19 protein-coding genes and 2 pseudogenes are annotated in these 21,578 nt (G+C 67.0%); 11 read left to right on the top strand and 10 right to left on the bottom strand.

What is annotated here, in order from left to right; all coding sequences use genetic code 11:
• The first annotated feature begins 6 nt into the window (after positions 1-6).
• The 3 genes from truD to ACH4KB_RS23475 all read left to right on the top strand — a co-directional run bounded on the left by truD (position 7) and on the right by ACH4KB_RS23475 (position 3,182).
• Positions 7-1,026 carry a tRNA pseudouridine(13) synthase TruD gene (truD, locus tag ACH4KB_RS23485; RefSeq protein WP_398067841.1) on the top strand — a complete coding sequence of 340 codons (1,020 nt, stop codon included), beginning with the start codon at positions 7-9 and terminating at the stop codon, positions 1,024-1,026.
• Positions 1,023-1,739: an HAD family hydrolase gene (locus ACH4KB_RS23480; RefSeq protein ID WP_398067840.1), complete on the top strand. Its 717-nt coding sequence runs from the start codon at positions 1,023-1,025 to the stop codon at positions 1,737-1,739. Before truD ends, ACH4KB_RS23480 begins: the two co-directional genes overlap by 4 nt.
• Before the next feature lie 102 nt (positions 1,740-1,841).
• Complete coding sequence (locus tag ACH4KB_RS23475) at positions 1,842-3,182, top strand: MFS transporter (RefSeq protein ID WP_398067839.1); 1,341 nt, start codon at positions 1,842-1,844, stop codon at positions 3,180-3,182.
• A gap of 54 nt (positions 3,183-3,236) precedes the next feature.
• On the opposite strand, the pseudogene ACH4KB_RS23470 reads toward ACH4KB_RS23475, so the two are convergent.
• A pseudogene (locus ACH4KB_RS23470) lies at positions 3,237-3,993 on the bottom strand (transposase family protein).
• A 311-nt stretch (positions 3,994-4,304) separates the two neighbouring features.
• Here ACH4KB_RS23470 and ACH4KB_RS23465 point away from each other — a divergent pair.
• The 5 genes from ACH4KB_RS23465 (at position 4,305) to ACH4KB_RS23445 (ending at position 10,984) form a co-directional block, all read left to right on the top strand.
• Positions 4,305-6,716, top strand: coding sequence for an amino acid adenylation domain-containing protein (locus tag ACH4KB_RS23465; RefSeq protein WP_398067838.1), 2,412 nt, complete (start codon positions 4,305-4,307; stop codon positions 6,714-6,716).
• A 117-nt stretch (positions 6,717-6,833) separates the two neighbouring features.
• Entirely contained in the window at positions 6,834-7,610 is a 777-nt protein-coding gene (locus ACH4KB_RS23460; protein WP_398067837.1) for a DUF6202 family protein, read from the top strand.
• 19 nt (positions 7,611-7,629) lie between these two features.
• On the top strand, positions 7,630-8,766 hold the full coding sequence (locus ACH4KB_RS23455; protein ID WP_398067836.1) for a DUF6421 family protein: 1,137 nt from the start codon (positions 7,630-7,632) through the stop codon (positions 8,764-8,766).
• A gap of 50 nt (positions 8,767-8,816) precedes the next feature.
• Entirely contained in the window at positions 8,817-9,662 is an 846-nt protein-coding gene (locus ACH4KB_RS23450) for an aspartyl/asparaginyl beta-hydroxylase domain-containing protein (protein WP_398067835.1), read from the top strand.
• A 116-nt stretch (positions 9,663-9,778) separates the two neighbouring features.
• On the top strand, positions 9,779-10,984 hold the full coding sequence (locus ACH4KB_RS23445) for a cytochrome P450 (RefSeq protein WP_398067834.1): 1,206 nt from the start codon (positions 9,779-9,781) through the stop codon (positions 10,982-10,984).
• Between the two features lie 292 nt (positions 10,985-11,276).
• On the opposite strand, the gene ACH4KB_RS23440 is transcribed toward ACH4KB_RS23445, so the two are convergent.
• The 3 genes from ACH4KB_RS23440 to ACH4KB_RS23430 are packed head-to-tail and all read right to left on the bottom strand — an operon-like array spanning position 11,277 to position 12,372.
• A complete protein-coding gene (locus tag ACH4KB_RS23440) occupies positions 11,277-11,438 on the bottom strand; it encodes a hypothetical protein (protein ID WP_398067833.1) in 162 nt (53 codons plus the stop codon).
• A 9-nt stretch (positions 11,439-11,447) separates the two neighbouring features.
• Complete coding sequence (locus ACH4KB_RS23435) at positions 11,448-12,071, bottom strand: IS3 family transposase (protein WP_398067869.1); 624 nt, start codon at positions 12,069-12,071, stop codon at positions 11,448-11,450.
• A gap of 19 nt (positions 12,072-12,090) precedes the next feature.
• Entirely contained in the window at positions 12,091-12,372 is a 282-nt protein-coding gene (locus ACH4KB_RS23430) for a transposase (protein ID WP_398067832.1), read from the bottom strand.
• A gap of 49 nt (positions 12,373-12,421) precedes the next feature.
• Between ACH4KB_RS23430 and ACH4KB_RS23425 the strand changes: the two are divergent.
• Positions 12,422-13,042 (top strand): annotated as a pseudogene (locus ACH4KB_RS23425) (transposase); the annotation flags it as partial.
• Between the two features lie 54 nt (positions 13,043-13,096).
• On the opposite strand, the gene ACH4KB_RS23420 reads toward ACH4KB_RS23425, so the two are convergent.
• The 4 genes from ACH4KB_RS23420 to ACH4KB_RS23405 form a co-directional block, all read right to left on the bottom strand.
• Positions 13,097-13,681: a DinB family protein gene (locus ACH4KB_RS23420; protein ID WP_398067831.1), complete on the bottom strand. Its 585-nt coding sequence runs from the start codon at positions 13,679-13,681 to the stop codon at positions 13,097-13,099.
• A 262-nt stretch (positions 13,682-13,943) separates the two neighbouring features.
• The gene (locus ACH4KB_RS23415) at positions 13,944-15,320 is read right to left on the bottom strand and encodes an IS1380 family transposase (protein WP_398067830.1); all 1,377 of its coding nucleotides are present in this window, start codon (positions 15,318-15,320) and stop codon (positions 13,944-13,946) included.
• 263 nt (positions 15,321-15,583) lie between these two features.
• A complete protein-coding gene (locus ACH4KB_RS23410) occupies positions 15,584-16,336 on the bottom strand; it encodes a hypothetical protein (protein ID WP_398067829.1) in 753 nt (250 codons plus the stop codon).
• The gene (locus tag ACH4KB_RS23405) at positions 16,333-16,608 is read right to left on the bottom strand and encodes a hypothetical protein (RefSeq protein WP_398067828.1); all 276 of its coding nucleotides are present in this window, start codon (positions 16,606-16,608) and stop codon (positions 16,333-16,335) included. The genes ACH4KB_RS23410 and ACH4KB_RS23405 overlap by 4 nt, the downstream gene beginning before the upstream one ends.
• A gap of 144 nt (positions 16,609-16,752) precedes the next feature.
• Here ACH4KB_RS23405 and ACH4KB_RS23400 point away from each other — a divergent pair, with 144 nt between their 5' ends.
• On the top strand, positions 16,753-17,277 hold the full coding sequence (locus ACH4KB_RS23400; RefSeq protein WP_398067827.1) for a hypothetical protein: 525 nt from the start codon (positions 16,753-16,755) through the stop codon (positions 17,275-17,277).
• 326 nt (positions 17,278-17,603) lie between these two features.
• Here ACH4KB_RS23400 and ACH4KB_RS23395 read toward each other — a convergent pair whose 3' ends face one another.
• Positions 17,604-19,373: a hypothetical protein gene (locus ACH4KB_RS23395; RefSeq protein WP_398067826.1), complete on the bottom strand. Its 1,770-nt coding sequence runs from the start codon at positions 19,371-19,373 to the stop codon at positions 17,604-17,606.
• Between the two features lie 374 nt (positions 19,374-19,747).
• Positions 19,748-20,011 carry a hypothetical protein gene (locus ACH4KB_RS23390; protein ID WP_398067825.1) on the bottom strand — a complete coding sequence of 88 codons (264 nt, stop codon included), beginning with the start codon at positions 20,009-20,011 and terminating at the stop codon, positions 19,748-19,750.
• A gap of 346 nt (positions 20,012-20,357) precedes the next feature.
• Between ACH4KB_RS23390 and ACH4KB_RS23385 the strand changes: the two genes are divergently transcribed.
• The gene (locus ACH4KB_RS23385; RefSeq protein ID WP_398067824.1) at positions 20,358-21,542 is read left to right on the top strand and encodes a tyrosine-type recombinase/integrase; all 1,185 of its coding nucleotides are present in this window, start codon (positions 20,358-20,360) and stop codon (positions 21,540-21,542) included.
• The last annotated feature ends 36 nt before the right edge of the window (positions 21,543-21,578 follow it).

Genomic DNA, 21,578 nt, shown 5'->3' with positions numbered 1-21,578 from the left:
GGACCGTTGATCCGAGCCGAGGTCAAGCATGTGCCGGAGGACTTCCTCGTCCGCGAGAGCGTGGTGGTCCGCACGGTGCGGGAGGAGTCGGCCACCCACCGGCTGGTTCTGCTCCGCAAGTGTGGTTACACGACGATGGAGGCGGTGCGCGGGATCGCCGACGCTCTCGGCATTCCGGAGGGGTCGGTCGGCTACTGCGGCCTGAAGGACGAGGACGGCGTCACCGAACAACTGCTCTCGCTGCCCATCGCGGTTCCCGGATCCGCCGTCGAGCGCCTGGCCGTCGACGAGGGCGAATGCTGGTACTGCAACCAGCATTACGGCTTCAGCGACGCGCCGCTGCGGGTCGGGCAGATGGAGGGCAACAGCTTCAAGATTGTCCTCCGAGGTCTGGACCATGGGCACGCCGAAGGGTTCTTCGGCCGCAAGAAGATCAATTTCATGTTTCTCAACTACTACGACACCCAGCGGTTTGGGGTGCCGGGTGGGCCGCACCGTTCACACCACGTCGGCGCGGCTATGATCGACGGTCGCTGGGACGATGCCCGACGCATCCTGATCGAACTGGGCGCGCCGGAGAGCCAACTCGCGGCGGACTGGACCGGGACTAGCCGGGACTTTTTCTACCGCCTGGACGAGCGGGCCCGGTCGTTCTATCCGGCGGCCCACGCCTCGTACGCGTGGAACCAAGAGCTCGCGGGACTCGCGGCCGTAGCCGCAGGGGACCGGGCGCTGCGGACGACCGTTGAGGGGATCGAGTTCACCTACGTCGGCGACCCGGCCGACACCGCGCGCGTCATGGCGGCCGAGTACGAGCTCCCGATCAAGCGACAGACCTTCGGCACTGATGCCCCGGTCTCCCGGGCATCAGTGCGCTCGACCGTGGTGCAGACGGTGATCGAGGTGAGCGACCGCGCGAACGACGAGTACTTCCCAGGACGCAAGCGGGTCGAGCTCACGTTCTTCCTGCCCTCCGGCTCGTATGCGACCGCGGCCATCCGGCAGCTCGTGGCGTGGATCATATGACGGTCGGCATCGTTCAGGCATCGGCGTTCCTCTTCGACCTCGAAGGCGTCTTGCTGGACACCGAGAGCATCTGGGACGAGGCGCAGCACAAGCTGCTGTCGCGCCGAGGGCACACCTACGACCGGGGCGCGCTCAAGCACCAGCTCACCGGGCTCGGCGCTCGCCAGTCCATCGGCGTCATCATCGACCACTACCGGTTACCCGACGATCCGATGGAGTTGCTGCGCGAGCGCCGGGAAATCATGATTGAGCTGCTCCGCCATGAAATCCGTTACATTCCAGGCGCCCTCGATTTCGTGAACGATTCGGCCGGCGTGGTGGACATGTGCGTAGCGACATCCATGGACCTTGATCTCCTGGACGTAGTCATGACAGAATCTGAATTGCAAAGGGTGTTTCCGGGGCCGATATTCACCCCGGAGGACGTGTCGGGTGCGGCGAAACCCGCCCCGGACCTCTTTTTTTATGCGGCGGCGGAACTCGGCTACGCGCCGGGCGACTGCCTCGTCATCGAGGATTCGCCGATCGGCATCGAGGCGGCGCGGGCTGCCGCGATTCCGTGCATCGGCCTGAGCACCACGCATGAGGGGCATCTCCTGAGCAATGCCAATCTGGTGGTCTCCAGCTGGGCGGAGGTGCCGCGCCCATCAGGATGTCGGCGGGGCAAGGCTAAGTCGAGAACACCACTGGGAACTTGGCCAGCCGGCAAGTAATCCAAACCCTCGAGCGCCCCCCCGCCTTCGGCGGCGACGCGCGCAGGCGCCACCTGCGCGCGTCGCCATAAACCTTCAGCAACACATCTGCGAGGAACTCCTGTGTCCACCCAAACTCCGGTCACGGTCGCCGATTCACCGGGAACCTTTGCCCCGCTGCGACACCAGCCCTTCCGCATGTTGATCGGCGCCCGGGTGCTCTCGATGCTGGGCGACTCGGTCGCGCCGCTGGCGCTTGCCTTCGCGGTGCTGGACCTGACCGAATCGGTCACCTCCCTGGGCTTAGTGGTCGCAGGCCGCACAGTGTTCTACATCATCTTCGTGCTTCTCGGTGGCGTCATCGCAGACCGGCTCCCGCGCCATTTCGTCATGGTCGGGTCGAGCGTTCTGGCCGGTCTAAGCCAGGGCGCAGCCGCGGTGCTGTTCCTCACCCACACTGCGACGATTCCCGTCCTGCTAGTCGTGGTCTCGATCAACGGCATGGCGGCCGCACTCTCGCAGCCGGCCTCGGCCGCGATCATCTCGCAGACCGTGCCCACGGGCGTGCTGAAGCAGGCGAACGCGCTGAGTTACATGGCCACTAACGCCGTCGGTATCGCTAGCACGGCCTTCGCCGGCGTCCTTATCGGATTCCTCGGATCGGGCTGGGTCGTCGCGATCGACGCGGCTTCGTTCTTCATTGCCGCGGTATTCTTCGCGCTGATCAAGATCCCCGACACCGCCGCGTCAGCCGCCGACGGTGAGGCGGAGGAGCGGGTGGGCCTGCTCGTTGGCCTTCGCGAAGGCTGGCGCGAGTTCATTGGCCGGACCTGGTTGTGGGTCCTGGTGGTTGGGTCCATGTTCTACAACGCCGCGTACACCGGGGGCATCGCGGTACTTGCCCCGCAGTTCGCCGATATCACCATCGGCCGCCAGGCCTGGGGCGTGGTGATCGCGACCCCGATGCTCGGCGTGATCGTCGGGGCGTTCCTCGCCGGCCGACTGCGCCCGCAGCGGCTCCTCGCCTGGGGCACTGCGGCTCTCGCCGGGGTCGCGCTCATCCCGCTCGGCCTCGTCTTCTGGCCGAACGCCTACGCGCTGATCGGCGCCGCGTTCCTCGCAGGGATTGGTATCGGGCAGTTCAACGTCGCCTGGGAGACCACGATGCAGTCGCACATCGCGCCGGGCATGCTTGCCAGGGTCTACTCGTACGACATGCTCGGATCCTTCCTCGCGATGCCGATCGGCGAGCTGGCGGCCGGGCCAGCCGCGAACGCGTTCGGCCTGCGGTCCGCAATGTTTGGCGTCGGGCTGATCATGGTGCTCTCCGTGGCCGCCATGCTCATGGCCCCGTCGGTCTGGCGGATCAAGCATGTCACCGGGGCGGAGCGGTCCGGGCCCGAGGAGTCCGGGAAGGACGCCCGTGAGTCGGTCCCGGATCTCAAGTCCGATCCCGTCCACTAATCTATTGTCCCGTAAATGATCTCCGCCGTTCCGGATGACCTGCACGATTCTCCGTCATCCAGCGAAGGCGAGGTTATGCAGGCGGGCGATGCCGAGCATCGCATGATGGATGCTGTCGCCCTTGAGGCGGCAGCCGCGCAGGATCTTGCAGCCTTTCAGGCGGGCGAGGGCGTGCTCAACGCGGCCCGGACCTTGCGGTGTGAAGCGTTGTGTTCCGCTTTCCAAGCGGGATTTTGGTCTGGCACCTCTCTCGGCGGTGCGGGATGACCAGCCTGGTACTCCGGTAGCCACCGTCCGCGATCACGGTGGTCTTCCCGACGGCATCCTTGGTGTCGGACAGCTCTCACGCCGTGCAGTCGTTGCGGTTGCCAGGCAGGGCCGACAGACGGCGAGCCGGGAGTCGGCATCGAGGACGACCTGGTAGTTGGTCGGGTTCCGGTGGTTCCTTGACTGCGCGGGCTACGGTGGTCGCGGGTGAGGACCAGGGTGCCGTCCACGATCGCACGGTGTGCTTGCGGAATCGCCTGCGCTGCTGGGGCGCGAGCGCAGGACCGAGGTGGTCGATGATGCGGTCCGCAGCCGACTTGGTCACCCCGAACAGCGCGCTAGCTGTCGCAACGTCAGGTTGGTCCGCCAGTACGTAGCAACCAACAGAACCTGGTCCTCCAACGGCAGGCTCCACGGTCTGCCCTGGGACAGGGCCTGCGCCCTTGCGCCGCAACGCGGTGATGAGCTTGCCGAAATGACGCGAACTCAGCCCGGTGTACGGGGCTATCCAGGAAGGCTCCGATGCCGTGATCACACCAGACACAGCAAGACCATATCACCCGTGAAAAGCAGTTACAGGACAGCCCTTTAACGTGCGACCAGAAGGCCTTCAGGCCCAACCGATCACCTATCCGAAGGACTTTGCCGACATACCGTCAATGAGTGTGAATCAGAAGCGTTTCGGGTCAATAGGAATCGGGTTGACAGGAGGTCGGGACATCGATTGACTCGGCCCATCAACCAAATGATTTCCGCCCTGCCGTACGGCATATAGCCGCAGCGCTGTGGGCTCGAGCCGCCCTTTTTTATCCCTAGGGTCTGGTGCCGCCGTTCAACTTCTTCGAGGGAGCGCGAATGACAGTGTCCAACGATGCTGCGCAGCAGGAGGGCGACGTTTTTTTCACCCTTCCGTTCGGCGGTCGGTGCTCCGGGGCCCGCGCCTGCGAGACGGTACGCCGATCGCGCCGCATCCCCAAGGATATCTCGGCCCGCTTAGACCCGAACATCGACAAGTTCGCCGTCGCGGCCACCATCGTGCTGGCGCGCAAATACGGCGACGGTGACGCATTCCGGCTGGGCATCCGGTACCACAGCACCGATGTGGAGATCGTGAGTGCCATGCCGTCCGGACTGAGCCTTGAGGCGCACCGGCGTACCGTCTCCGCCGCTCTCGACGGCCTGGCCAGCGCGCCGGAGGTCTCCCCGGATCCGACCTTCAGCTACCTCTTGGGCCCGGCCGACGGCCAGAACCTGGCCGGTCTGACGATCTCGCACGAAGCCACCCCGCTCGGCGTCGTCGTGCATGCGGATTTCGACGAGCACGTCCATTCCGCGGAGTTCGTGCAGCGGCTGCTGGGGCACCTCGAGAACATTCTCCGGCAAAGCGTCGACCAGCCACTGCTGACGATCGGCGATGTGGAGCTGCTGTCCGAACCGGAGCGAGCCCGATGGGCGGTGCTGAACGACACCGCCCGGCCTTATCCCCGTGACGCGTCCATCTTCGAGATGTTCGCCGCGTGGGCCGCCGCCCATCCCGATCAGGTCGCGGTTCTCCATGACGGGGAGGAGACCACCTACGGGGAGCTGAACGAGCTGTCCCGGCGGCTGGCGGTGCGGCTCGGCGAGTACGGCATCGGCCGGCATAGCCGCGTAGCGTTGCAACTGGCGAAGTCGCCGCGGCTCATCGTCGCGCTGCTAGCCGTCCTCCGGCTCGGTGCGGCCTACGTGCCGATCGGCCCCGAGGTGCCGGACGCCCGACGGGACTTCCTTCTTGAGGACAGCGGCGCAGCCCTGCTGGTAGTCGACGGGACTGCTGGCCCGGCTCGGATCCCCGTCCTGGACCTCGCCGTACCCGTGCAGCCGCCCGTCGGCGTGAAGCCGCCTGAGGTCGCGGTGTCAGCGACGGACGCCGCCTACATTATGTACACGTCGGGCACAACCGGCGGGCCCAAGGGTGCGGTGGTGTGCCAGCGCGCCGTGGTGCGGCTGGTCTGCGGCACAGATTTCGTCGAGCTGTCACCCACGACGAGGATCCTGCAAACCGGGGCGATCTCGTTCGACGCCACGACCTTCGAGTTCTGGGGGGCGCTGCTCAACGGCGGGTCCCTCGTCCTGGTGCCGGGGGAGACGGTGCTCAACGCGGGGGAGCTCGGCGCCGCGATCGCGCGGTATGAGGTGAACACTCTGTGGGTCACGGCGGGGCTCTTCGAGCAGCTCATCGAACAGGACCCGGCGGTGTTCAACGGATGCCGGGTGATCTTCGGTGGCGACGTCGCGTCTCCGGGCCATCTCGCGGCGGCGGTCCGGGCCTGCCCGGACAGCGAATTCCTGAACGGTTACGGCCCCACGGAGAACACAACGTTCTCCGCCGTGCACCGCGTCACCCGGACCCATGTGGACCGGATTCCCATTGGGCGGCCGATCGCAAACTCTACGGCGTGGGTGCTCGACCGGGACGGCAGGCCGCGGCCGGTTGGCGTTCCGGGGGAGCTCTACGTTGGCGGCGACGGCCTGAGCGATGGGTATCTGAACCATGCGGAACTTACCAAGGCGTCGTTCGTCGAGGTCGCCGGGGTTAGCGGACGTCTCTACCGTACGGGCGACATCGTGGTCCTGAACGAGGAGCTCGAGCTGGAGTTCCTTGGCCGGACTGATGGCCAGGTGAAGGTCCGCGGCTATCGCGTAGAGCTGCCAGAGATCGAGCACTGGCTTTCTCGGGTGCCGGGAGTGAGGCAGGCGGTCGTGCTGACCCGTAAACAAGCGGGCGGGGCGGAGAGTCTGCTCGTCTTCCTCACTGCTGGCGTTCCAGTGGACCTTTCCGATATTCTCACCGAATTGCGCCGCGAGCTTCCCGAATACATGGTTCCGGCATTTATCGAGCAGGTTGACGCCATGCCGTTGACCGTCAATCATAAGGTCGATCGAAAGGCCCTGGCCGCTCGGTGGGAGGCGAACAGGCAGCTGCTGGAAGAGCCGCCGGCCGAGGAATACCGGCTCGAGCCGCTTACCTCCATGGAATCCAAGGTAGCTGAGATTCTCTCGAGTGTGCTGAAGGTTCAGGTCCGGACCGCCGACGCCGACTTCCTCGCCCTTGGTGGCGATTCGCTCCGCGTCATGCGAGTCCAGAATCGCGTCCGGAAAGAGCTGGGTCTCGAGATCAGAATCAGACAGATTCTCGAGAACTCAACCGTCCGGGAAATCGCATCGATCCTGGATCAGGCAGGGCCCGGTGCGACCGCCCGGCCGAGTCTGGGCCGACGGTCGTGACGTGTTCTCCCGGCTGACCCACCCATCTCTCTAACCGGGAACCGCAGAGGGTTCCCTCCACCAACCGATTGTGAGGCGACTGTGACGTCCCCAGCTTCGACCCTTGAGCTCGACCCATTGTTCGACGACAGCGTTTCCAAGACCATTGCAGCGGCGAACCTGACCCGCCCAAACAACAAGTTCTTCGCACGGGCGCGGTCCACGGAGAATGTCGCGCCCGTCCAGGCGCTGCGGGTAGCCCTGCAGTGGGAGGCAATGACGCGGACGTTCATGTTCACCACTATCGCCAGCCTGGGCGTGATGGCCCAGCGGTTCAGCGCCGGCGCCGAGCCCAGCCGGGACGTGCTTGGCGCCTACCAAACTGCGTACAGGGTCATCGGCGACGACATGGCGAACTTCGCCGGAGAGTTCGGCGCCGTCGCGCCCAAGGGTGTGGCTGGCGTGCACTACGTGTGGTGGGCAGAGTCAATCGTCGGCCCGCTGACCGATGTCGTCGAACCGTCGGAGGCCAAGCTCGCCGCGCGGCCCGCCGCCGGGGTCGGCGCCCTAATCGCGAATATGAGGCGCCTCGCCGCGGAGCCGCTCGGTGCAGCGGTGCAGCTGCGGGTCGTCGAGGCGATCGCGCTAGATATCGCGGTCGCCTTCCGACGCATGTACGCCAAGGTCGCGGTGGCCGGCGCGAGCCTCTACAAGGGCCCCGACGCGCTGGACTGGATCAACTCGCACATTAAGGCGGAGACCTCGCACGCCAGTTCCGTCAGCGACGAGGAGACAGGGATGACCGCGATGGTGTCCACCGTGGAGGAGCAGCGGGACTTCGCTCGGTTTGCCTCGGAGTACACGGCAAACTGGGCCCGCGCGCTCGACGACTTCGCTACCGCGTTGGCGAATTAATCTAATGACCGAATCGACTATGAAGCACGCATCGAGCACCGTTCGTCCCGGCGCCGACGAGGTGATTGAGCAAGTCAACCGGCTGCGTCAGGAGCTGGGCGACCGTGACCGGTTCCGTGAGCCCGGCTTCCTCAACGACCTGGCCGACAGGCTGGCGGACACGAAGGCGCTGAGGTTGAGCCCGGTCGTGCGGGCGTTCATCGAGGACATCAGGGAGTTCGGCGTCGACCAGCGGCTGTTCCGCACGAAGGCACTGGTGAATGCGGCCTCCGAGAATTCAATCTTCGGGCTGTTCGACGCCTCCTACTTTCCGTCGCTGTCCCTCGAATTCCTGAAGTACCGGACGCTGCCTACCGATGCCCGCCTGATCGAGGGGTACCCGAGCCCCACGATGCCCGTGGTGATCGAGGAGATGTCCGAGGGATTCCGGGCGCGCACGGTGGTCGCCCTGTTCCCGGAGAACTACATCGACGGTGTACAGGAGCCGGACGACCTGATCTTCTACTTCATCGACAAGTTCGTCGAGCGGCACCTGCGCCTGACCCGCCTGCTCATCGACGAGGTCATGGCTCCGGAGGCGTTTCCACTGGTCCGGTCGGCCACCGAGCCGATGCTGGAGGCCGCTTCGGCGTGGTGGGTGCGGTTGCACGAGTACCACCATCGTCAGGGCGACATGCCGATCCCGGACTACCTGGCCGCCAAAAAGTCGAAGGCCCTGGCAGGGCTTGAGGAACTCCGGACTGACGTGTCCTCGATGCTCGTGTGCCTGAAAGACGAGAAGCTCGCCTCCGAAATGTCGGCGCTAACCTACCAGTTCATCCTGGCCGAACGCCTGCTGCGTTACTCGGTCGAGGGCACCGCGCGGCCGAACTACGACGCGATCGCATCGCAACTCCTCTTCACCTACCTCACCGAGGCCGGCGGGATCTTCCTCGTCGACGGCCGGATCCACCTGAGCCCGGATCTGCCGACCGTGCTTGAAGCCTTCCTCGGTGACATCAAAGAAATCGAACGTCAGATCCATGAGAAGCCGTTGGAGCAGGTGAAGCAGAGCCTGCTCGACTTCGCGAACAGGTACGCGCACTTCGACGAGTCGACGGGCGACTACCGGCACCTGGCATTCTTCGCCGACACCAAGAAGCGGCTCGGCATCTGACAGGTCATGCGCCGAACATGAGGTTCAAAACGTAGCGAAGGGATGTACCGATGACCCGCAGCCGACTTCTCGGTCGACTGGTTCTCGATCCGGTCCGTCTCGCACAGGACCTGGCTCGAACCGACCGCTTCAGGTACAGCGACGCCTACAGCGAGTTCACCTGCGGCTCCTGGAAAGGCTCCTATCTGTGCAACGGAACGGGCGATCTCTACGACACCACGATCACCGAGTACGAGGGGCCGTACCAGCTCACCGATCACGGCCAGCAGCTGCCATACTTGATGGAACTGATCAATGGGCACTTCCGGACCGAGACCATGCGGTTCGCGCGACTGGGCCGGATTACGCCGGGCAGCGTGATGGTTCCGCACCGGGATTACCTGGAGTTGAAGGAGGAACTTGTGCGCATCCACGTCCCGCTGCACACCTCGGACTCCTGCTTCAACTCGGAGGACGAGACCGTCTACCACATGAGACAGGGCGAGGTGTGGTTCATTGATGCGAGCCGGGTGCACAGCGCGGTGTCGTTCTTCACCGAGGACCGCACGCACCTCATCCTCGACTTCGCCAGCGAGACGGTTGAGGAGACCCTCCGCTTCGATCCCGACCCAGCGACGGAATACCAGCGGTTCGGCACGTCCGTGGTGCAGCGCCAGCCGCTGACCGACGAGCAGCGCAATGCCATCCTCGGCCTTTCCGCGATCCTCGGCCCGCACAACTACCGGGACGTGCTTGGCCTGATTATCAAGCAGTACTTCGTCTCCAACATCGCGATCTCCGAGGTGTACGAGTTCGCCTGCCAGATCGCCAGGGACGCGGACCGGCACGACGTGTTGGAACGGCTCGACTGGCTGAGCAAGCACGTGCTTGTGGACCGGGCGAAGCTGAGCGCCTGACCGGCGTGCGAGCGGGGTCGTTCGCCGAGGTACGCGCGGCCTGGGTACTCGGCGCGAGTCCTGCCGCTGCTTTTCATGGCATGCGCAGATCTGTGGCAGGGAAAGGGACAACCGCTATGCGACAATCGCGCCACACCATCTCGTTCGATCTCATCGACCCGGCCCGGCATCCCGATCCCGACGCCTGCGAAGCCTGGCGCACCCTCCGAGCCGAGCATCCCGTCGCCTGGTGCGAGCCGGACGGCGGACGGCCCGGGTTCTGGGTCCTCAGCCGCCACCAGGACATCACCGCGATCTACCGGGACACCGCCCGGCTCAGCTCGCAGCAGGGGAACATGCTTAGCACCCTGCTCACCGGCGGCGACGCCGCAGGCGGGCTCATGCTGGTCGTGACCGACCCGCCACGGCACACAGAAATCCGGCGCATCCTGCAGACCGGCTTCTCCGCCCGGGCCATGGCCCACATCTCCGAGAGCGTGCGCAGCGCGACCAGGAACCTGATGGGGGCGGCTGTGCGCGCCGGTGGCTGCGACTTCGCTACCGACGTCGCGGCCCAGATTCCACTGATCGCCATCTGCGAACTGCTCGCCGTGCCGACGGACGACCGCCCGGCCATGCTCGAGCTGACCATGACGGCGATGGGCGCGGACGGATCACCGGAGTCAGCCGAGGCTGCCTCGGCGGCACAGGGCGACATCCTCGATTACTACTCCGACCTGCTGGAGGAGCGGCGCCGCGCCCCCGGCGGCGACATCGTCAGCCTGCTGGCCACCCAGACCATCGACGGCAAGCCGCTGACCGACGCCGAGGTCCTGCTGAACTGCTACAACATCATCATCGGCGGCGACGAGACAACGCGGCTGTCCTCGGCCGGCGCGGCGCTCGCCTTCATCGAGCACCCGGACCAGTGGAAACGCCTCAAGGACGACAGGGGCCTGCTCGATACGGCGATCGAGGAGGTGCTCCGGTGGACGACGCCGGCGACGCACATCGGCCGGACGGCGACGGCGGACGTCACCATACGCGGATGTGAGATCAAGGCGGGCGACATCGTCACGGTCTGGAACGTCTCGGCCAACCGGGACGAGGAGATCTTCCCCGATGCCTACCGGTTCGACATCTCGCGCACGCCCAACCGGCATCTGACCCTCGGCCAGGGACCCCATTTTTGCATGGGCGGTGCGCTCGCCCGGGTCGAACTCAGGATGCTGCTCGACGAGCTGCGTACTCAGGTCGAGGAGCTGGAGTCGGCGGGACCGGTGGAGCGAATGAAGTCGAGCTTCCTCACGGGCGTCAGCAGTCTTCCGGTGAGGCTGCGATAGCTGGACGGTCCGGATGGGAGAGAGGAATGTCATGACGATTCAAGAGGAGACCTCGGCGCGGAGGTACCGGCCGGGCAGGCTTCGACGTGACCAACCGGCCGAAGTCCGACACCTGCGTCGACAAGGTGGCGCGCTGCCGGGTCAACATCGAGACGCGGGTACTGGTCTGCGCACATCCCTCACGGCTTACAACCTCGTGCACGGTTAGCGGTGAGATGTCGATCTCGGATCGGCGATCATGACTGTGTGGTGGGGAACGTGACGCGCACAGCGATCATCAGCGACTGCATGATCACGGGAAGGTCTCGATGAAGGTGAAGACCTCGGCGCGGGCGGTGGCCCGGTCGGGCCAGGTCAGGGTTCCGATCTCTTCCTTGAGCAGGGCCCAGAAAGGCTCCGCTGCGGCGTTGTCGAAGCACGATCCGATGCGTCCGCAGCTCTGCCGAAGCCCCAACTCCGTTAATCAGTACGCGGATTGCGCCAATGTGTACTCGCTGCCGCGATCGCTGTGGATCACGCATCCGGGCTCCAGACCGCCTCGGCCGTGGGCCACGTCGAGCGCGTCCACGACGAGCTCGGCGCGATGGTGATCGGCCATCGCATAGCCAACGACCTCGCGGGTGGCCAGGTCCAGCCAGCAGGCGAGGTAGAGCCAGCCCTCAGGCATCGGGAGGTAGGTGATGTCGCCGACCAGCCGGGTGCCCGGACGCGCGGCGTGGAAATCGCGGCCGATCAGGTCCGGGGCCGGCTTCGCCTTCGCGTCCGGCGGGGTCAGCGAGCGGTGTTTGCGGCGGGTGACGCCGCGGATGTCGCGCTCATGCATGACGCGGGCGATGCGCTTGCGGTTTACCCGGCGCCCCAGGCGGCGCAGTTCGGCGTGGATGCGCGGAACGCCGTAAGTGCGACGGGAGGCGATATGGAGCACGGTGATCTCGTGGGCGAGCGCGTCATCGGCCGCCCGGCGAGCCTGGCGGGCGGCCTCGCCCTCTCGCCAGGCGTAGTAGGAGGAGCGGGCCACGCGCACCACCCAGCACAACATCACGACCGGATAATTCGCCTTCTCCGCATGGATCAACCGGCACAACATGGTCACCGGTCGCTCTCCTTCACGAAGAAGGCCGTCTCTTTTTCAGGATGTCGATCGTCTGCTGCTGCTCGCGGTTCTCCTTGCGCAGCCGGCGCAGTTCGTCGCGCTCGGCGCTGGTCAGCTCGCCCGGTACGTCCTTGCCCCGGGCGGCTTTGGCCCGGCAGTACCAGCCGCGCAAGAACTCCGGGCTGATGCCGAGTTCCCGGGCGACCGCGGTGACCGTCTTGCCAGAGGAGTCGACGAGCGCGATCGCATCTCGCTTGATCTCCCCGGTATACCGCTTCGTGTACTTGCTTCCCACCTGGTCCTACTTCCTCTGGAACCTCAAGATCCCAGTCTCCAGGTGTCCACGATCAAGGGGAAGCCTCAATCCGCGACTGACCCACCGTTCGGCCTGGACTGCCCAGCTGGGTGCCCTGCTGTTGATTGAGGGCACGGTGATCCGTCTGCAGGTCACCTGGCCAGCGGCGCGGCACCGAAGCCGTCTAATTGTGGTTGTTAGGCACCGACGCCTCCGGGCCCGAAGTTGACATGCTCTGGCAGGCATTCCTGCGGCGGGCTTCGACATCGAGCACACCTTCCGCCTGTTCAAGCAGACCCTCGGGTGGACCTGCCGGAAGATCCGCACCCTCGAAGCCGCCAACCGTTGGACCTGGCTGGTCCTCGCTGCCCTCACCCAGCTACGTCTCGCCGTCCGCTTGCGGCAGATCTCCGACGGCCACGGGAAAAGCAAGCTCGGCCCGACAGGCTCACCTCCGCACGAGTCCGCCGCGACTTTCGGCCCCCCGGGCCGAAGGCCGCGCCTGCCCAGCCGGATCACCGAAATCGACGCGGCCCGGTCCAGGACGGCCATCCGTCCGCAGAGCAGTCAGCCCACCCCACGCTACGACGTGCACACCGTCGGCAGACCCAGCCCCGCAAAGCGACGAGCGAAGAAGTCAACGACCCCACGCCCACACCGCGCAGGTTGAAGATCAAGCTAGCGGCGGAGCCCGCATCCGGGCTTGGACGAGCTCATACGCTGGTCAGGACGTGCCCACCGCCGCCCTGGCGGCCCGCTCGACCTCGGCGAACCGGGATTGCCGGAACGCGGTGTCGGGCTGCGAACTCACGTGGCTCGCCTCGGTCCCGGTGGCGCCGTCGAGGTGCTCGCGCAGGATGTCGGCATGCCCGGCGTGCCGGTTGGTCTCGGTGAGCACGTGCACCAGAATGTTGAACAATTTAACTTTCGGACGGGGCCACCAGGGCACGTAGCCTGGTGCCTCGACGGTGAGGGCGTCGATTGTCGCGTCGGAGTGCTCCGCGACCCGGCGGTACTGGCTGATGATCTCCTTGCGGGTCTCGTGCTCGGTCGCCCACATCGCCTCGGCCCAGAGCTGCTCGTCGTCCCATCGGCCCAGCGGCTCCGGGCACGGGCGGTCGAAGACGTCGCCGAAGTACCGGTATTCGATGTTTGTGAGGTGCTTGACCAGTCCGAGGAGGCTCGTGCCCGAGCCGGTGAGAGGGCGGCGGACATCGTATTCGGATAGCCCGTCGAGCTTCCAGACCAGCGCCTCCCGGACATCGCGCAGATCGCTATGCAAGTATTTCTTGGCGAATTCATCGATCACGGGAACGGAGTCTGCCACGCACGGCCCGTGAGTGATGAGGATTCTTTGCAAACGGCTGGGGGCCTCCCCGGGACCCGGTCCCGTCTAATACCCGCTCTAGCCTCGAAGTTTCATGACGGGCCGCCGACGGAGTCGGTGGCCCGTTTCCGTACCGTGGGCTGGGTCTGTGCAGGCCGAGGGCCCGAGTGTCGTCTCGGGGTGGCGCCGGGTTCCACTGCTCCGGGTGGTGAAGGACTTTTGTAGGGACGGGTGAATCCGCTGGTCAGCCTGGGTTCGGCAGGAGTGCGAGCCGTTCGAGTGCGGCGGTGATGTGGCCGGTCCAGGGCCAGTGCCGGGCGAGGCGGAGGATCCGTCGGCGGCCGGTGGTGACGAGTTGTCCGGCTGTGGCGAACAGGCGAAGCCGCAGGCGGCGGGGCTCCCAGAGCCTGGCCTTGCCGGTGAGCGCGAGCATGGGCATCCAGGCCAGCAGGTCCAGGGCGATCTGGACGATCTCGAGCCAGATCTTGTTCTGGGCTGTGGTGTGGAGGGGCAGATTACGCAGGCCGGTGGCCCGGGCGGCGCGGATCCGGTCCTCGGCCCGGGCTCGCAGCCGGTGGCGGAGCTCGAGCTCGGAGATCGGCCGGCCGGGGGTGTTGGTGGCGAAGCACGTGATCCGCATGCCGTCCGCGTCCGTGATCCTCAACTGCGCTCCGGGGTGGGGCCGTTCCTTTCGGACGATCAGTCGCATGCCCTTGGGCCACCCGTCCAGCAGCTTGCCGGTGAGTTCGGCGACCCAGGCCCCGTCACGGACCTCACCATTGGTCTCGACGGCCGCCGTCCAGACCGAGGCGGGGACCTTCAGCACGTGTTCGTGGATCGCTTCGGTGACTGTCATGCCGACCGAGTAGGACAGCCATCGTCCTTGCTTGGCGAGCGAGGCGACGAAGTCGTGAGTACCGCCGGCGGAGTCCGTGCGGATCAGCGTCTGCCGCCCTCGCCGGTAGCGCTTGGGCAGCTGGGCCAGGGCGAGCTGGGTGGTGGTGATGTGGTCGGCTGCCGTGTTCGAGCCCGCGTTCCCCGGCCTGAGGAGGGCGGCGACCGGCTCGCCGGTCCCGCCCGGGCCGTGGTCGACGAAGGCCGTCAGCGGATGGTGGCCGTAGGTCTTCTTCCAGGTTGCAGCCGCGTCCTGTTTGTCAGAGTGTGCGATCACCAGGACGCCGTCGAGATCGACGGTGACCTGGCCGTCGGTGTCCGGGGCACTCTCACCGGCCAACGACCAGACACGGTCACGGGCTTCGGAGCGTGCGGACCGGATCGCCTGCAGGGCTTTGTCGCCCGAGGCGGCGAGGGTGTCGATCAGGCGGGAGACGGTCGGGTCGGAGGCGACCGGGCCGAAGACCGCCGACTCGGACCGCAGCATCGCGACGTCCGCGAGGCAGTCCCCACCCAGTGCAACCGCCAGAGCGACGTCCAGGAGGACCTTGCCGGGACCGTGGACGGCCCGCGGTTTGCGCCACGGAGCAAGAGCTGCCGATATGGCCTGGTCAAGTCCGGTCTTGCGGGCCGTTTCGACGAGCAGGACCGACCCGGCCTGGGAGACGACCTGGCGGCCGTCGTCCTGGACGCGGACACGGGGGTAGGACCCGATAGAGTGCTTCACCTGGGAAGTGCCTCCGACGGTGGCAGGAACAAGGACCTCGACAATCCTCATTCTTGCTGGTCAGAGGCACTTTCTGCTTCCCCGACCGCCTGCCGGACAGCCCGCTTCATGAAAGCGCGAGGCTAGACCTTCTACCGCCAATCGTCCGTAGGTGGTGAACAGCAGTGGCTGGTGGGAAGGTTGCCCGGGGTGGACGTTCCGTCACCAGCGCCATACGCCAGCCGCCTGCCCCGGGCCTGCGTAGCTTCCCACACCCACCGCGTTCACCTCGTGTCGCCGACCAGCGACCCACGCGGCCAACTGGGGTCGAAGTCGGCAGCACTGACGAGCGTCCGGCCGCCCGGTGGCTGGTGGAGGCGGCTGTCCGTACAGAGCTGGCCCGGCTGGTCGGGTTCGCCGGTTCCGCCGACGCGCCGCAGATCCTCGCCGACCGGCTCGCCCGGCGCCTGGAAGGCCAGATGCGGCTGGGCGGTCCGACCACGGACCCGGTGGGCTGGCTGATCGGCCGGGGCCTGCCGCAGACCCGGCTGTGTGCGGAAGTCCGGTGCGATGAGGGCTCGCTGCTCGACTCCGGCCAGGACTGCCCGCGCTGCGAGGACCGGCAGGCCGAAAGCCGTGCCACCCGCCACTCGGTCGCGGCCGCCGTGGACGCCGCGATGCCCAGGGCCTCCGAGGCAGAGCGGCGGGTGACGGGGGGCGACGTCCAGGCGGCCGGTGTCCGAGTCGAAGGCGACGGCCGTCACGCGCCCGGCGAGCTCGGGTGCGACCGCGGTGAGGATGGTGTCGAAGTCGGCGAGGACGTTTCCGCCGGCGGCCGGGGCGGCCATGCCGCGCTCGGTCATCATCACGCCGATCGCGCTGCCCAGCCCGAGCGGCTCCCGTCCGTCACGCCGTACGACGGTGGTGGTGCGCCGCTTCGGCTTCTGCCGGGTGGCACCGTTCTTCCTCGCCGCTTCCCGGGCGGCGAGCAGGGCCTGGCGGGCCAGGTCGACACCGGACACCTCGCCGCCGCTCATGACTGCCCCCAGGAGTAGCCGAGGTTCAGGTGCCCGAGCCGGGCGTGGTGCTGCGCCTGGTCGACCAGCTGGTTGCTGAACAGGCGCCTCGCTGACGGCTCGCCGTAGGAGTCGATGTGGTCGAAGACGATCTGGTGGTCCTTCATCGCCCGCACCCGCCAGTCGCGCACCTGGTCGGGAGTCAGGTCCTCGAGGACGAGCTCCTGGTCGACGTCGGCGGTCTCCGGCTCCAAGACTGCAGCGGCGGCGGCCGGGCGCGGCGTGGGCAGCACGACCGGGGCCACCTCCTCGGCCTGGACCTCGCCGTCCGGCTGCGCGGCGGCTGCTTCGGCGCGGGCCGCCTTCGCTTCGGCCTTCCGGGCGCGGTGCTGCTCCCACTCGGAGGCCTTCGGTTACGCTTTGGCCGTCACGGTCTCGTGCAGCTGCCGGTCGGTAACCTTCCCGCAGCCGGGACGCAACTGCGCTGGAGCGCGCCGAAGCTGATCGAGGCGGCCAACGAGAAGGTGCCCGGTGCGAACGTCCGCGCCCTGCACGTCCTGGCGCCCGCACCCGTAAAGGCCGGCCCCGCCACGGCGGCCGCCGAACCGGCCCCACCGTCGACCGCACCCGCAGCGCCGATGCAGCGTACGGATCCGCCGGAGGGCTACCGCGAAGCCATCGCCGCCCACCGCACCACCTGGATCAGGCAGCAGCACACCAACCCGAGGATTCAGGCGGCGGCCGAACGGCAGCTTCGTGAAAGGCTCCGGGAACCCGAGGAGCACTTCACCGACGGCCGCCAGGCCCTCGAGGAGCTCCACGCGAAAGCGGCCGCCCAGCAGCGGGTCCGGCCGAGCGAGGCATCCCGGGCACGGGCCCTGCAACGCTTCGCCGCCGAACGCGCGGGGCTGGCCACCATCACCCCGGCGGCCGCTCCTGAGCGGCTGGACCGTACGGCGTGATTACACGGCAAGGCACCAACAGCACACGCAGCAGCCTGCAGCGCTACTGCCCAACTCCGCCCTGACAGTCCACATGTGTCAGTGCTACGCGACACATCTCCCTCGAGTGTGTCATTTTTGATACATTAGTGTGTCAAAAATGACACACTCGACCTACGTAGGACGCCACCAGAGTCGGTGTCCTCGGACTCCTCGCATGGGCGATCCAGAAGGACCTGCAGAGATAGCGCGTCCAGCCCACTTGCCCGATCGAGCCTCCGCGCGATCGGCCCGGGGCCGATCGCGCGTTGTGGGCATGCAGAGGCCGGCCCAGATGACGCCTGGTACTACTGGCGTGCCCACTCGCTGAAAACTTGCTGGACGTCTGCGTCGAGCACGTCGCGCAGCTCGTCCTTGTCCTGGGGAGCTTCCAGGCCCTGGGCGGCGGCGATCTCCTGGTAGTGCGCCCTGAGCGGTGCATCGTCCACGACGACCAGCGAGGCCAGCAGCGCCTGGTCCGAAGCGGTTGCCTCATCCACGAGGATCAGAACTCGCACTTGGTCGGCGATGCCCATGCGCGGTAGAGCTGCCGGCCCGAGCTGTTGCTCCAACTGCCTCCATGTCGTCGTCCGGCCTTCCCGCGCGGCTTTCCTCAAGGCGCCGCGGACAGCCAGAGCAACTGGAGCCGCAGCCTTGTCCGCCTCCTCCCGAAGGGTGCGGGCCTCCCTCTCGGCCTGCTCCAGCAAGCTCTTCACGTCTCGCCGCTCTTGTGCGGAGAGCCAGTCGCCAGCGGTTTCTGTCAGTGGGATGAGCTCCGCAAGGAGTTCGCCGCGTTCCTTGGCTGGTACGCGGTTGGCCCGCAGACGCCCGATCAGGCCTCTCGCCTTCGCCAGTGCGAGACGCCGCTCCCGGCGCTCTTCCCGGGCCCGACTGTCCTCCGCCGGGCGAAATACGGAAACCGTCGCCTGCGGGACAACACTCCTTTCCCAGGGGCGAAAGGCGAGTTTCCCCGCTGCTGTCAGCGTGTCCGTTTCCTCCTCGGTCAGTGGCTCGTCGAACGCCGCAAGCCTCTTCACCTCGTCAAGCAAGGTTCGTGCGGCAACAGAATCTCCGCGGCTCACGGCTCTTTCCAGGCGGGTGAATACACTCCGGTGCTTGAGGTCGTGCCCCTCGAGCCAGTTACGGGCTCGCACCGCCGTGTCCTCCAGGTGAGCGAGAGCTGGGCCTTCGCAGCGGCTGACCTCCAGGTCGGCCTGATTGCACAGCTCCCGTACACGCGCGATATCGACGCTGCGCACCGCGGTGGTGATGTCCCTGGCCAGACCGCCGATCTGGACACCAGGAACATCCCCACCAAGCTCCGGTGAGCTCACGTCCTGTGCCGGTGGTGCGGTGACCGCCGCGGGCGGCGACGCGGACCGGATGCTCCTGGTGCTCAACGCGCGCTTCGCCACCGGGGTCATGAGCCGGCCGTCCTCGGTGATCTCGCAGTCATCGAGATCGATGTTCCAGACTGTGCTTTCGCCGAAGACCTGCGTGCCCAGGACCAGGACGCGCCGGTGGCCATCCGTAACGAACTTGACGCGGTTGACGTGGCCGAGCTGCTCCAGCCTGTCGGGAGGAATAGGCACACCGGGACCGAGAATGAGCTCTCCGACCTCCGGGTCGTTCCAGTCCGGCGGCACCTGAGCGTTCAGATGGAAACGCAGCTTACGGCCGCCCAGATAGAGGTCGATGAGCGACCCGGCAGGCATATCTTCCCGGTCGATGAAGTGGTAGCGGGGGGAGTGCCCCTGACCTCGCAGCCAGCCTTGGGTGGTGCTCTTCACGTACAGGTGGTCCGCGCTGCTGACTCCGCGGTCAATGTCGTCCCTGCAAGGCGGGCGCAAACCGTCAGGATCGGGAAAATGCGCGAAGTGACATACCCGCTGCTTGGGGCTTCTGGTCGTCAGCCTCCACCCACACCCTCCCAGCAGCACACCGCACCAGAACGACTTGGCAGGGTGCTCCGCAAGGAACAGCTCCAGCTCATCCGGTTCCGTGGGACAGATCAGGGGATCATCCGATTCCGGGCCCCCGTACACCGCAGTCTGAATTTTTCGAGGATCAGATTTCATCGCCAGCCCCTTCGCCAGCCGCCCAAGCACCCTCCCCGACCACAAGCCGTCTGCCGGAACGAACGGCTGATCAGTGGGACTGGTAGCCCAACTCCCCGATCCTAGGAGGGCGCACTGACAATCAGGCAGTGCACAGAAGACGCCCGCTTCGTTGATCGCGTCCTATCCTCTGCCCGCGATTGAAGGAGAACTCTTCGCCCGGCACCGCTAGGCCCTCGAGAAGCTCCGCGCGAAAGCGGCCGTCCAGCAGCTGGTCCGGCCGAGCGAGGTATCCCGTGCGCGCGCCCTGCAGCGGCTTGCCGCCGAACGGGCCGGGCTGGCCACCATCACTCCGGCGGCCGTGCCGCAGCGGCTGGACCGTACGGCGTGAGATGTCAGGGCACGTCGCCTTCCCAGACCCACGGGCCATCGGGCCGGCTGATGGTCGGCGCGTACGAGGCTCGCCCACCCGGCCCGTACGCGCTGTGCAGGGTGATCAGGTACGCGCCGGTGGTGACCTCGTCGTCCGTCCAGCCGGTGACGTCGATCAGCTGCCCGTCCAGCGGACCGCCGGTCAGCTCCCGGTAGCTGCGGCCGGGCTGCGGTCCGCTCGCGGGAAGGTCGTGTTCGGTGCCGTACACCCGGGGCGCCTGCGTCATGGGGCCCAGTCTGGTCTGCCACCCGTGCACCCGGCAGCCGGTCCGCAGGAAGTGGCCCGGGACGGGGGACCAGCAGAGCTGCTGCCCCCGCCCCTGCCCGTACGCCGCTGCTGCGCTCAGGGCTCCGCAGGATCGTCTCGTACCGGTCGTACGCTGGAAGGATGAGCACCCAGACCGGCCCCTGCGCCCGATACCGGCAGCCCACCCACCGGTACGGGCACGGCGCCAACCCCCTTTCTCTCAGGGCGAATCAGCTGTGGTGTGACGTGGGGTGAGGTGGGTTCGTTGAGCTCCTGGGACTCGTTCTCGGGGGTTGTGGCTCTGCGGCGGGTTGTTGCACGACTCGATGCAGGAGTTGCTGATGCGGGCGTTTCCCGTGGTGATGCCGTCCGGGCAGAAGTACTGGACGGTCCTTGACGACGATCTAGAAGTCGTCCCCGTGGCTGATCACTGGCTGCGAAACCTTCGTTTCGGGCGTGACCGGGCCGAGCTGACAACGAAGGCGTACGCCGGTGGCGTCGCGCTGTACCTGCGGTGGTGCGGGGGAACGGGCCGGTCGTGGCCTGATGCGGGCCGGGATCTGGGCCTGTTCATGGTCTGGCTGAAGTACACGCCGGCGCCCCGGGATGGGGTCGCCGTGGTGGTGCGACCCGGCCCGGGAGCGGACACTGTGCGGTGTGAGCGGCGGATCAACCGGGTGCTCGTCGCTGTGCGGGGGCTGCTGTCGTATGCGGTGTCCGCGGGGGAGGCTCCGCGCGGGGTGCTGGGGCAGATCTACGAGCTCGCTGACAGCCGGGACCTGCCAGCGGAGGCTACGGGCGAGGACGGGGGCCTGTTCTACCGGCTGCGCCCTTTGCACCGGCTGAGGGAACCGGTCGCCGACGTGGACCGCGCGGCCGATGCGGAGCTGGTGGCGATGTTCACTGCGTGCCGTAGCGCGCGGGACCGGCTGATCGTGCTGCTGCTCGGGCGGGCTGGTCTTCGGCGCGGGCAGGCGGCTGGGCTGCGTCGCAGCGACGTACATCTGCTGCCGGACTCACAGGCGCTGGGCTGTAAGTACCCGGGGGCGCACCTGCACGTGCGGCGGCGGGAGAACTCGAATGGGGCCTGGTCGAAGTCGCGGCACGCGTGGGTGGCCCCGCTGGACTTCCTGACGGTGTCCGCCTTCGATCTGTACTACGAGGAGCGGCATCGCCTGCTTGGCGCCGGCGGCAGCGACTTCCTCCTGGTGAATCTGTTCCGGGCGCCGCTGGGGGTGCCTATGTCGCCGGAGGCGATCGGGGAGTTGTTCGGGAGGCTCGGGGCCCGGGCGGGGCTGGCGCGGAGGGTTGGTCCTCATATGGCTCGGCGGGCGTTCGGTTCGAACGTCGCGGACGCGGGTGGGTCGCCTGATGAGGTTCAGGCGCTGCTGGGACAGCGGAGCGTGGACTCGTCGGGTCCGTACCGGTTCCCGGATCCGGGCCGGGTGCGGGCGGCCGTCGAGCGGGTCCCGACCCCGCGTGCCCTTGGTGCCAGCAAGGAGGACCAATGACGGCCGCCGTCTCCGCCGTCCGTCTCCCGACTGCGG

The organism is Streptomyces sp. NPDC017520 (assembly GCF_044329855.1).
GTDB lineage: Bacteria > Actinomycetota > Actinomycetes > Streptomycetales > Streptomycetaceae > Streptomyces.
The sequence above is the reverse complement of the archived record's forward strand: the minus strand, read 5'-3'. Positions and strand labels throughout refer to the sequence as shown.

Excerpts from the sequence above, each read along its gene's own strand:
- ACH4KB_RS23480 (WP_398067840.1), top strand. The coding sequence starts at position 1,023 with ATGACGGTCGGCATCGTTCAGGCATCGGCGTTCCTCTTCGACCTCGAA.
- ACH4KB_RS23465 (WP_398067838.1), top strand. The coding sequence starts at position 4,305 with ATGACAGTGTCCAACGATGCTGCGCAGCAGGAGGGCGACGTTTTTTTC.
- ACH4KB_RS23455 (WP_398067836.1), top strand. The coding sequence starts at position 7,630 with ATGAAGCACGCATCGAGCACCGTTCGTCCCGGCGCCGACGAGGTGATT.
- ACH4KB_RS23450 (WP_398067835.1), top strand. The coding sequence starts at position 8,817 with ATGACCCGCAGCCGACTTCTCGGTCGACTGGTTCTCGATCCGGTCCGT.
- ACH4KB_RS23445 (WP_398067834.1), top strand. The coding sequence starts at position 9,779 with ATGCGACAATCGCGCCACACCATCTCGTTCGATCTCATCGACCCGGCC.
- ACH4KB_RS23435 (WP_398067869.1), bottom strand. The coding sequence starts at position 12,071 with ATGTTGTGCCGGTTGATCCATGCGGAGAAGGCGAATTATCCGGTCGTG.
- ACH4KB_RS23410 (WP_398067829.1), bottom strand. The coding sequence starts at position 16,336 with ATGAGCGGCGGCGAGGTGTCCGGTGTCGACCTGGCCCGCCAGGCCCTG.
- ACH4KB_RS23395 (WP_398067826.1), bottom strand. The coding sequence starts at position 19,373 with ATGAAATCTGATCCTCGAAAAATTCAGACTGCGGTGTACGGGGGCCCG.
- ACH4KB_RS23390 (WP_398067825.1), bottom strand. The coding sequence starts at position 20,011 with ATGACGCAGGCGCCCCGGGTGTACGGCACCGAACACGACCTTCCCGCG.
- ACH4KB_RS23385 (WP_398067824.1), top strand. The coding sequence starts at position 20,358 with ATGCAGGAGTTGCTGATGCGGGCGTTTCCCGTGGTGATGCCGTCCGGG.